Below are 10,081 nucleotides of genomic sequence, written 5' to 3' on the forward strand. Positions count from 1 at the left end.
TTGTAAGTCCGATGAAGTAGGCTGTACGGCTCGGTCTTGCTGCTGTATCAGAACGGTATCGTCTTCCCTATTTATTTGATACGAGAAAATGTAGGGTTTCGTTAAATCAAACCAACCAGTAATAATTCCAAAGCGTAAGTCAGCAAACTGTACACCGCCATTGCGTGGTTGCAAAGCGTAAAACCCTTCGGTAAAATCAATCAGATCACGCAATGTCTTTTGTGCTTCAGGCGACTGCTCATAGGGTTGCAATAGCTCCGCTTGCTGAGGAATAGTTTTGAATTGCACAGTATGATCATCATCTAACAAAGAATAATAACCAACTTGATATTGATCTTTCTGTTTTACTATTACCGACCACAGCACGTTATTGAAGAAGGTAGGAGAAGTCAAAAACTTCTCGTGGACTACCGAAGATCGTTTAGTAAGATTATTCTGCACCACTTGCTGAACGTGCAGTTTGATAATAACTGTAATCACCAAATACGCGGAACTGAGTACCAATGCCCACTGGTTAGCTCGCTTTCGCCTTTGTGAAGTTCGGGACGAAAATAGTACGATGAACGTACCAATAAGCAATGGTAAGGTATACAGCGGATCAATGATGAAGATAGTACGCCAGGCTATCCGCACATCGCTAAACGGAAAAAATAGCATAGTACCATAATTAGTAAACGAATCCAGCAGCGGGTGCGTAATTAGAGCAAATAAGAACAGCCAAGACCAATCTCGCCAACTAGCTTTGGTTTTGTTGCGGTGCAATTGCCATACTCCGTAGCCTACGATAGGAGCGAGCAGCGTCAAAACCAAGAGTGAGTGGGAAAATGTACGGTGAATCAATACTCCTTGCACATCGGATAGAAAAGGATTAAGCAGTACATCCAAATCAGGGATAGTACCGCCAATGGCTCCCCAAACTACCGCCCGATTGCCTATTTTTCGGCCCAGTACGGCTTCGCCCACCGAAGCGCCCAGTACCAGTTGTGTAAGTGAATCCACTAATTACACCTTTGTTGCTGCCAACCAACTGGCTATTTTTCTCATGAACTCCTCTTGAATGGCTTGGGTACGATTGCGGGTGTACCACAATTGCAGTTGTTCCGACCACTCAGAATAATGGTCGCGAAACTTGTTGCCGTAACGTTCCTTAAATTCATCGAACAATTGCTGCGCTTCATCGGGACGAGGTCCCCAGGTTCCCAGCGTTTCTAACTTTGCGTTAAGACAAATGAGCTTAGGAATAGACCGTCCACCGTTGGTTAGGTACGCATCCATCACTTCGGGATGCTCATCTCGCAGTAATAATTTAAGTTGAATATTAGGAGAAACTGCCGCCATTTGAGCCAGTACCGGAATGCTCTGGGCCGCATCGCCACACCAGCCTTCGGTTAACACCACCCAAGTCCAGGGCTGCTTCACTTTCTCTAGTTGTTCAACTAACTCCGGTTGTAACTTAGTGGTTTTATCCACCCGGCGCATTCGGCGTACGTTAAGTTCGGTATACTTGATGTACGATTCGCTCTGATTTGGTCCGGTAGTTTTTCCGTGGGTTAGCAAGCTATCTATCAACTGGCGGTAAGCCGAATATGAGAGTCCGGCTTCCAGATGCTGCTGCTGAATTACGTTTGACATGTATTCCTTAACGAACCGGCTGAGCGTAGGTTTTTTCCCATTCTTCATATTTCTCTACATCGCCTCGAACCGAGTTCAGTACCCAAAGCAAAACGGTGATATCATCCATAAAACCTAGTACTGGAATAAAATCGGGAATTAGATCGAGAGGCGATACAAAGTAGATGATTCCTGCCGTAATCAGCAGTAAACTTTTCCAGGGAGTAAATTTATAATCTCCCGCTTGGTAGGAACGGATCATACGCACGAACGTATTTGCCTGATCTTTTAAAGAATGCATTCCTTCGGTATCATCGCGGAGCTCACGCATTTTGTCCATAGCCGCATTTGCTAAGTTGCGTAAACGCTTAGGATCGTTTAAAATACCCTTAGCTCGGTGTTTCGCTTTTTTAAAATACGCGTTGTCAGTAGTGTAAGCTTGATCAAAAAATGCCATAATAATAAAAGTGTTGTAATACTCGGTGTCAGAAAGTTTGTGTTTTGAGTTATGGAAACCTGTTTCTAACAACAAAACTTTAAACTCAAAACTAAGAACTTCTTAATATAACTGAAAGTTGAAAAAAGATCGAATGTTTTACCGGATTCGACTCAGAATAATTCTCTTACCTCTTTCTTTACTTCGTATAGTGCTTGAGTAATGGGATAGACTTCCTTCTGAGATTGGATTTCTAATATCTTTTTCGCCAAATCCAGCGATCGGGCTTCGGAAGGAAGGGTATCGGCTGCCTGATTCACCGTAGCGATTATATCTTCTACTGCTTGCGTAGTTAGCTGCCAAGCCTGATCGCCCACGTAAATTTGTTGCGACAGATTATGATTATACTCCTCCCGAACACTGGTGGTTAATACATGCTGTAACTCTTTAGCTGAGTAGCTGCTATCGTTCAACCGTAAGATCAAATTATTAGGCGCAATGCGCTCTAGTAGCAAACTTAACCGCTCGTATGCTTGTAAGCGAATGGGTAACGTCGCTTCTACTCCCTTCACTTTTAGGTCGGCCATTCGCTCGGCCACTTCCTTGTTAAGAAAAGACTTCACAGTAAGATACATGGCGTACAATACTGCGGCGGCCGGAAGCAGTATTTTCATGAACTCAATGATGACAGATTCGTTCATACATTCGTATTATCAAGCGTGTAGAGTAAAAGTAGGTTTTCTGAACCATATAGAACAACAACTTCTGCCTCGATGTACAGATTATTTATCTTTTTGCATTAATTTTTGTTCGTTATGCTACCAGTTTCTTTGTCCGACCGAGCACTAAAGGAAGTGAAGAATACGTTGGCCCATAAAAATATTCCATCAGGCTACGGTTTGCGGGTAGGCGTGAAAGGCGCGGGCTGCGCGGGTGTTTCCTACATTTTAGGCTTTGATCAGAAATCTGAGAAAGATATGGAATACAACCTAGACGGAGTCCCTCTGTATGTAGCCAAAAAAGATGTAATGTATTTGTTAGGCATTCAAGTAGATTTCTACGAAGGAAACGATGCTCGAGGTTTTACCTTTATAAAACCTGAAACCTCAGCCACCAAAACTAGCAATCGGTAAAATTCACACGGTTAGAAATCAGCGTATGGATTATCCCCAAAATATAAAGGTCACGGTAGATGCGGTAGTTTTCACTAGCGATCATCAAGAAGTGCTATTAATTCAGCGTAAGAACGATCCATTTCAGGGGCAATGGGCCTTGCCGGGTGGGTTTGTGGACGATGATGAGGATTTAGAGATGGCCGTAGCTCGAGAACTGGAAGAAGAAACCGGAGTAGCTACCAACGACTTTCACCAAGTGCATACTTTCAGCGCACCCGATCGCGACCCCCGCGGGCGAGCTATCTCAGTGGCTTATTTCACCGTGGTACGTAAAGAAGATTTTCAGCCGCAGGCCGCTACTGATGCCCAAGCCGTTCGGTGGTTTTTGCTAGCTGACCTACCAACACTGGCTTTTGATCATGCTACGATTTTAGAGAAAGCGGCTCTACTGTTAAGTCAATAAGACTTAGCCATATCGCTCGGAGTGACGATTATAAAGTCAGCTACCTGCTGATTTTCTTCCAGCAGACTATCCAATTTCGCCTGTTCTACACAGGAGATAGTTTTTATGTTCAGATCAGGTGACTGCTGTTGAAGGTACCAGTAAATTCCTTCAAAGTTATCGCTGTGGTAGGAGCCGTTGAGGTGCAAGAATATTTCTTCGCCCTTAATATTCTGCTGAATAAAGTGGGCCATTGTGGCGTCTTTGATTGCTTGAGCTTGCACCATCTTTTCGCCACTCATTCCCCCGTGACCACCGTTACCTCCCATCATGTTCAGCATTTTTTGGTAACTGGGTAGGGTGGTATCTATTTCCACCGGTAGCGTAGCAATCCAGTTTTTAGCTTGGTCGGTTAGACTGTCTAATTGGGCAATTCCCTTCCGGGAAACCAAACTGGCGTAGCGACGAGGAATATTGGTAGCTACCACTCGGACATTATTTTTCTTGGCGAAATCTATAATGGGCTTGTAGTCAGTAGTGTAGTTATCCCACATTTTCGCTTCCTGCACGAAATGCCGTTGCTGGATGGTTTCGGCTAAATATTCGTCTACCAACAGTTGGTTATCAGCCTCCAGCATTTCTAAACCTACTACCAAATTACTATCCTGAACGTGCAAATCCTTAGCCACCTGCAATTCCAGCCAGTGAACCAGTGCGTTATTGTGCAGCTCGCCAAATAGCACTACATCTGCTTGGCTTAGCTCCGCCATCATGCTGTCGTAGGAAGTATTCTTACCGGTGCGGTCAAAGATCTGATAGGCGGGTTTATCTACTATCAACTGGATTAATAAGATTAGAGGAATTATCCAATTTATCATTTTCGCTCTTCTCGTAAAGTAACACACGCTCGGCGGCATACTCCACCCAACGGGGGATTAAACTTAGAAACTTGCACTTCTACCGCCTCTACTTGCAAGAATTGCTGAAGTATCCGTTGAATAATCCGGTGGGCAATATGCTCTAGCAATTTAGCTGGCTGTTCTATTTCTTCCTTCACCGTTTGGTACAAGCGAGCATAATCGATCGTCTCCTTTAGCTTATCGTGAATAGCAGCATTTATGACATTAGCTTCCACAATTACATCTACGTTATAGCGATTACCGGTCTTTCTTTCTTCTTTGTGGTAACCGTGGTACGCAAAAAATTCTAACCCCTCCAGCAGTATCTTGGCCATAAACCTAGTGATTAGTCAATTTCGTCAAAAAAAGATTTTCGGGTAGATCGCTCTGTACCAACCGGGTGTGGTGCTGGCTTTGGCTCCTTTTTTATGATGCTTTCAGAATTTTCTTCAGATTTCTCCTTTGCTGGAGATTCCTCCGAAATAGAAGGAGGAGATACGGGTTCGGGTTCAGGCGTTTTGTTAATTTTTGATTCTTGCTGAAGTTCTTCTTCTTCCGTATTTGACTCCGTAGCCAAAGGTATTTTTGCTTCAGTTATCTCCGTTTTGGGAGTAGGAATTTCCAATATCTTTTGCTCAAACTCTGACGTTTGTTGAGAAACAAAAGCGTAGTATTCCTCTCGAACGGCTGAAACCTCTGAGCTAGAAGACTGGGTTCCTGATGTACGACGTTCACTGGCTCGTTCTGCGGTTTGTAATGCTTTCTGGGCAGCGTTCTCAAGCTGAAACAGCAAATCGTCGTACTGATTTTCGGCATCCTGACGTTGCTGCTTTAGTTCCTGCAACCGCTGCTCCATTTCATCAATAATATTTTTTGCCTTACCCTTAGCATGCTCTAAAATTTGGTGAGCTTTGGTTTTGGCTTCGCTAATAACCTCTTCGCCTTTAAGCTCGGCCTCGCGTACCTTTAACTCCGCCGTTTTGTTAGCTTGCTCTACTAAATTAGCTCCGGTATCTTCCGCCGTTTTAAGCGTTTTATACAACGAGCTCTCTACTTCCCTTAGTTTTTCAACCTCTTTCTGCGAAGCGTCTAACCGATAGCGCATCTCCCGGTTATCTTCCAGAATACGTTCCCACTCCTGCGACATGGTTTGTAAAAAAGCATTTACTTCATCTTTATCGTACCCACGAAAGTTGCGTTCAAATTCTTTCTGTCGTATTTCGGCGGGGGTAATTTTCATAGTTTTGGTTTCTTGGTAGTAGTTTTATTCAACTGGACGGCCATTCTAGGTTCCATACAGATATTGTCCGATCATCGCTGGCTGAGACGATTGGCTGACTTAATCCATTTTCAGTGTAATCTAACCAAAGTAGGCGATTTACGGACGTTCCGTGTCCGGCGTGTCTTGCTTTGTCGATAACCCTCAATAACTGAAAACGTTCAGCATCCCATATCTTCACTGATTTATCCATGCTACATGTAGCAAAAAACCGGCCATCTGGTTGAAAATCAATATGATTGATGGCGTACATATGTGCTACAATACTTTCGTGAAGTTCATAATTTTTTTGGGTATCCCAAATTTTCAGGTGGGCATCCCGGCTGCCTGACAATAGAAAGCGATGGTCTGAAGTAAATTTTAGGCTGAAGACTGAGTTCTGGTGAGCACTAATCGTTTTCTTCAATTCATAGGTCATCAGATCAAAAACCCTGATAGAATTATCGCTATATCCTACTACCAGTTCGTGGTTTTTGGTGTGAATAGCTATACTTCGAGCTCGTTCATTTGATTCTTTTATCCGGTGCAGGATTGCTAGTTTCTGATAATGGAGCACAGTAATTTGCCCATCACTAGTTGCTACAAAAATGCGATCCTGATGCGTTTTTACGTCGAAAATCGATGCCTGAGTCATTTTCAGCGAACCTAACGGCCTATTCCCCTCAAGATCAATTATATGTATGCCTTCGTAATTCTGCCCAACAATAAGGTGATTAAACTGTGGATTGTAATGTAGGGCGTATACTGAGGCTTCTACTTTAGCAATAACTTTTCCCTGTTCAGGTTTCCGTAAATCCCAACGGACTACCATACCATCTCCACCTCCCGATACGAATACTCCTGGTTCTCGCGTAGGTGCTAAGGTATAGACACAATCCCGGTGGCCCCGTAGGGTGTGAATCTTTTGTACATTTGGTCGGTTCATATACGTCAGTTAACCTGCTATGCCACTAGTAAAGTTAGAAAAGATCAATCAGAATTCTTCTTGGGCTTTATGGAAGATTCAAGAAACTGCTGATCTATTAACAAAATACGTACATCTTCCTTCTGATGATCTTATTGAATTGCGAGAGATTCATCATCCCCGCAAGAAGTTAGAGTGGCTTTCGAGCCGAGCTGCCCTCCGAGCTTTATTAAATGCTGAAGACCACCCAGAGTTTCGTCTTATTAAAGATGACAAAGGTAAGCCCTACTTACTCAATGAAACATTTCATATTTCGTTGGCTAATTCTTTCCCATACGGAGCGGCTATTATTCACCGGCATCATCCAGTTGGTATTGATATTGAAAAGCCCTCTGCTAAATTGTTGCGAGTGAAGCATAAATTCCTTAATTCAACTGAAGCTGAAGAAGCCTGTGATGATTTAGATAAGCTCTGCATCTATTGGGCTGCGAAAGAGTCATTGTACAAGCTTTACGGTCGGAAGCAACTGAGCTTAAAACAAAATATTGGAGTAGACTTTCCAACCAATCAGTCAGTTTCAGCGTCTATACTTTTAAACGAACAAGCTACCCGATTTCGGTTAGATACATTTCGTTGGGACGAATTTTACATAGTATTAAGTCACATTGATTAGTTTTATTCTTATCTACTTGTGAACCTTACTTGTATCCTACATTGTTATCTTAGTAAAGCAATATTTTTTCTATTTTTGTTATAAAGATAGGGTTATGCTAAAAGCTATTCATTATACGATTGTTGGGTTATTTATATGTATTGTAAGTACATCTTCATCCTTCCAGTCCGATCAAATTCAAGATTTTACCTTACCCAATGTAATTAGTGGTACAAATTTTTCTTTATCACAGTACAAGAATGCCGATGCAGTAGTTATTATTTTTACTAGTCTTTATTGCCCTTATGCTAAATTTTACGAAGATCGCATCTCTAAATTAGCCGATCAATATCGCAATGATTCAAAGATTCGTTTTATTCTTATCAATCCTAATAATCCTGCTAAAAGCCGGGCTGATGCCTCAGATAATGTTACTACTGTTGCTAAACGTCGCCAATTAGGAGTCCCGGTGCTTATTGATCAATCTCAGCAAGTTGCGGATTTGCTGGGTGCTGAGAAAACCCCAGAAGCATTTGTACTAACTCCCCACCAAGGTTCTTTTAGAATTGCTTATCAGGGAGCTATTGATGATAATCCTCAAGTTGAAAAGGATGTCAGGCATCACTATTTACGGTCAGTAATTGATGCTATTTCTACAAGCCAACCTGTTATCTCTAATAGCTCTCCAACTACAGGTTGCATGATCAAACGATAGTATCAGGAATATTCTTCTAGTACCTCTTTCAGATACGACTTAAAATCGGCCGAAAATTCTTTTCGTTTCAAAGCAAATTCTACGGTTGTCTTTAAGAAATCTAGCTTATTTCCGATGTCGTATCTTTTCCCTTCAATAGTATTGGCGATGAGCATTTCTCGCTTCATTAGTAAATGTAATGCATCCGTTAGTTGAATTTCATTTCCCTTTCCTTTTGGAGTATTTTCTATGGCTCGGAATATCTCGGGGGTTAAAATATATCGGCCAGCAATTGCTAAATTTGATGGAGCTTGTTCTGGAGAAGGTTTCTCTATTAAACTTTGTACTTCAACTAGTTTTTCGCTGATGTTTTTTCCTCCAGCGATACCGTACCGCGAAACTTTGTCTTTTGGAACTTCCTCTACTGCAATTATGGAACAACGATATTGTTCATAAGTATCTATTAACTGCTGAGTAACTGGAATCACTGAACTTACAACTGTATCGCCGAGAAGAACTGCAAATGGCTCATTGCCTACGTGCTGCCGAGCGTGATAAATAGCGTCTCCTAAGCCATTTACTTCTTTTTGTCTAATGTAGTGGATATTAGCCATGTCGGCAATCCGCATCACTTCATTATAGAAGCTCTCATCTTCTTTTTGGGCTAAGCGAGATTCCAGCTCATAGTTACGGTCAAAATGATCTTCTATCGTTCGCTTACCCTTACCTGAAATGATTAATATATCGTCAATTCCCGAGTCTACTGCTTCCTGCACTACGTATTGAATAGTAGGAGTATCAATAATGGGAAGCATTTCTTTAGGCTGAGCCTTAGTTGCTGGTAAAAATCGAGTACCTAACCCAGCAGCTGGAATAATTGCTTTTCTAACCATAGTCTAAAATATGTAGGGTTTAATAACCCGAGCATTAATTTTTTTAAGTTCAACAACCAGTTTATTCAGCACTTCATCATCTTTGTACACTCCAATAATTGACCCACCTGAACCGGTAAATTTAGCTGAAGCTCCGCAACGGCGAGCCGTAGCAACTAGCTCTTTATTACTTTCGCTGATGTTCATGATCTTGCACCGTAGATCAAAATTCATATTCATTAGTTCGTGCAGATATTTTTCATCCTGCTTTTTGATAGCTTCTCTTCCTACCTCTGCCAAAGCAGCCATTTCTTTAATTGTCTTAATTACTTCTTTATCGCCTTTGTCGAATCGTGCTCTTACATCATTAAAAACTGTTCCTGAAACTTTTCCCAGATCAATTTTATACGCCATATAAAGCTTGGGCAATAGTGCTGGATCTAGTCGCTCGTAACCTCCCCTTCTCTGTTCCCGCATAAGATCTTCATTAAAATCCATATACACACAACCTTCGTAGACTTGAGCTACTCTATCTTGTAAGCCAGCATGAATGCCTAATTCGTCTACCTCAGCCGATAGAATTAGTGTAGGTAGTTCTTCTACAGGTATTTCTACCAGATAGTATTCCATTAGCGCTCGCATTGTAGCTGTGATAATAGCACTTGAACCTGCTAAACCTACTTGACGTGGAATTGATGAATGATATCGAATAGTAAAATTCTTGCTGGTTAATCTTATCTGCCGCTCTTCAGCATATTCGCAGAAACGTTTGATAGCAGCCTTAATTAATCTTGAGCCACCGTAGTATCCAGTTAACTTTACCGAATCTACTAGATGATAAATATTTCGATATACGTTAATATCCTGTTCCTGGGGCTCTATTTGTAGTTCAGGCGAGGGGTAGAGCGAAATTCTTGCTCCGAAATTACGAACAATGATTGAGATAGTTTTTCCAAAGTATCCGTCAGTGGGGTTACCTAATAAACCAGCCCTTGCATACGCGGTAGTTTCAATAATTCCGTAACTCATATCTGATAATAATGATGAGCCAAATATAGTTATAAATTTGGCTTAAAATTCTGATGAGAGTCGAATAAAAATAGCCTCTACATGAATGTAGAGGCTATTAACAAGAAAAAGGCGGCGACCTACTCTCCCTCAGGTGAAGTACCATTGG

14 protein-coding genes are annotated in these 10,081 nt (G+C 41.9%); 4 read left to right on the plus strand and 10 right to left on the minus strand.

Translation table 11 applies throughout. The features are described from left to right. The 4 genes from WBA23_RS15365 to WBA23_RS15380 all read right to left on the minus strand — a co-directional run. The coding region (locus WBA23_RS15365) for a metal-dependent hydrolase (protein ID WP_424583166.1) at positions 1–999 on the minus strand (999 nt) is incomplete at its 3' end. Positions 1,000–1,002: 3 nt separating this feature from the next. Continuing rightward, complete coding sequence (locus WBA23_RS15370) at positions 1,003–1,680, minus strand: thioredoxin family protein (protein WP_424583167.1); 678 nt, start codon at positions 1,678–1,680, stop codon at positions 1,003–1,005. Further along, positions 1,640–2,068, minus strand: a complete 429-nt coding sequence (locus WBA23_RS15375; protein ID WP_424583168.1) for a YkvA family protein — start codon at positions 2,066–2,068, stop codon at positions 1,640–1,642. The genes WBA23_RS15370 and WBA23_RS15375 overlap by 41 nt, the downstream gene beginning before the upstream one ends. A gap of 152 nt (positions 2,069–2,220) precedes the next feature. Then, positions 2,221–2,748 (minus strand): hypothetical protein, encoded by a 528-nt coding sequence (locus WBA23_RS15380; protein WP_424583169.1) that lies wholly within the window; start codon positions 2,746–2,748, stop codon positions 2,221–2,223. A gap of 114 nt (positions 2,749–2,862) precedes the next feature. Between WBA23_RS15380 and WBA23_RS15385 the strand changes: the two genes are divergently transcribed. Next, a complete protein-coding gene (locus WBA23_RS15385) occupies positions 2,863–3,180 on the plus strand; it encodes a HesB/IscA family protein (RefSeq protein ID WP_424583170.1) in 318 nt (105 codons plus the stop codon). Between the two features lie 25 nt (positions 3,181–3,205). Further along, complete coding sequence (locus WBA23_RS15390) at positions 3,206–3,625, plus strand: NUDIX domain-containing protein (RefSeq protein WP_424583171.1); 420 nt, start codon at positions 3,206–3,208, stop codon at positions 3,623–3,625. Here the strand turns inward: WBA23_RS15390 and WBA23_RS15395 are convergent. From WBA23_RS15395 to WBA23_RS15410, 4 genes are read right to left on the minus strand one after another with little or no spacing between them, the layout of a single operon-like run. Beyond that, positions 3,619–4,482, minus strand: a complete 864-nt coding sequence (locus WBA23_RS15395; RefSeq protein WP_424583172.1) for a ChaN family lipoprotein — start codon at positions 4,480–4,482, stop codon at positions 3,619–3,621. The genes WBA23_RS15390 and WBA23_RS15395 overlap by 7 nt on opposite strands. Beyond that, positions 4,479–4,838 carry a dihydroneopterin aldolase gene (gene folB / locus WBA23_RS15400; RefSeq protein ID WP_424583173.1) on the minus strand — a complete coding sequence of 120 codons (360 nt, stop codon included), beginning with the start codon at positions 4,836–4,838 and terminating at the stop codon, positions 4,479–4,481. Before folB ends, WBA23_RS15395 begins: the two co-directional genes overlap by 4 nt. Before the next feature lie 11 nt (positions 4,839–4,849). Continuing rightward, on the minus strand, positions 4,850–5,743 hold the full coding sequence (locus tag WBA23_RS15405; RefSeq protein WP_424583174.1) for a DivIVA domain-containing protein: 894 nt from the start codon (positions 5,741–5,743) through the stop codon (positions 4,850–4,852). A gap of 28 nt (positions 5,744–5,771) precedes the next feature. Continuing rightward, positions 5,772–6,707, minus strand: coding sequence for a WD40 repeat domain-containing protein (locus tag WBA23_RS15410; RefSeq protein ID WP_424583175.1), 936 nt, complete (start codon positions 6,705–6,707; stop codon positions 5,772–5,774). A gap of 19 nt (positions 6,708–6,726) precedes the next feature. Here WBA23_RS15410 and WBA23_RS15415 point away from each other — a divergent pair, with 19 nt between their 5' ends. Continuing rightward, complete coding sequence (locus WBA23_RS15415; RefSeq protein WP_424583176.1) at positions 6,727–7,359, plus strand: 4'-phosphopantetheinyl transferase family protein; 633 nt, start codon at positions 6,727–6,729, stop codon at positions 7,357–7,359. Between the two features lie 94 nt (positions 7,360–7,453). After that, positions 7,454–8,053 carry a redoxin domain-containing protein gene (locus tag WBA23_RS15420; protein WP_424583177.1) on the plus strand — a complete coding sequence of 200 codons (600 nt, stop codon included), beginning with the start codon at positions 7,454–7,456 and terminating at the stop codon, positions 8,051–8,053. A 2-nt stretch (positions 8,054–8,055) separates the two neighbouring features. On the opposite strand, the gene galU is transcribed toward WBA23_RS15420, so the two are convergent. Together galU and WBA23_RS15430 are read right to left on the minus strand one after the other, a co-directional pair. Beyond that, positions 8,056–8,925 (minus strand): UTP--glucose-1-phosphate uridylyltransferase GalU, encoded by an 870-nt coding sequence (gene galU, locus WBA23_RS15425; protein ID WP_424583178.1) that lies wholly within the window; start codon positions 8,923–8,925, stop codon positions 8,056–8,058. 3 nt (positions 8,926–8,928) lie between these two features. Beyond that, a complete protein-coding gene (locus tag WBA23_RS15430; RefSeq protein WP_424583179.1) occupies positions 8,929–9,933 on the minus strand; it encodes a mevalonate kinase family protein in 1,005 nt (334 codons plus the stop codon). Positions 9,934–10,081: the final 148 nt, after the last annotated feature.

It is taken from the genome of Tunicatimonas sp. (assembly GCF_049647865.1).
In the GTDB taxonomy this organism is placed as follows: domain Bacteria; phylum Bacteroidota; class Bacteroidia; order Cytophagales; family Cyclobacteriaceae; genus Tunicatimonas.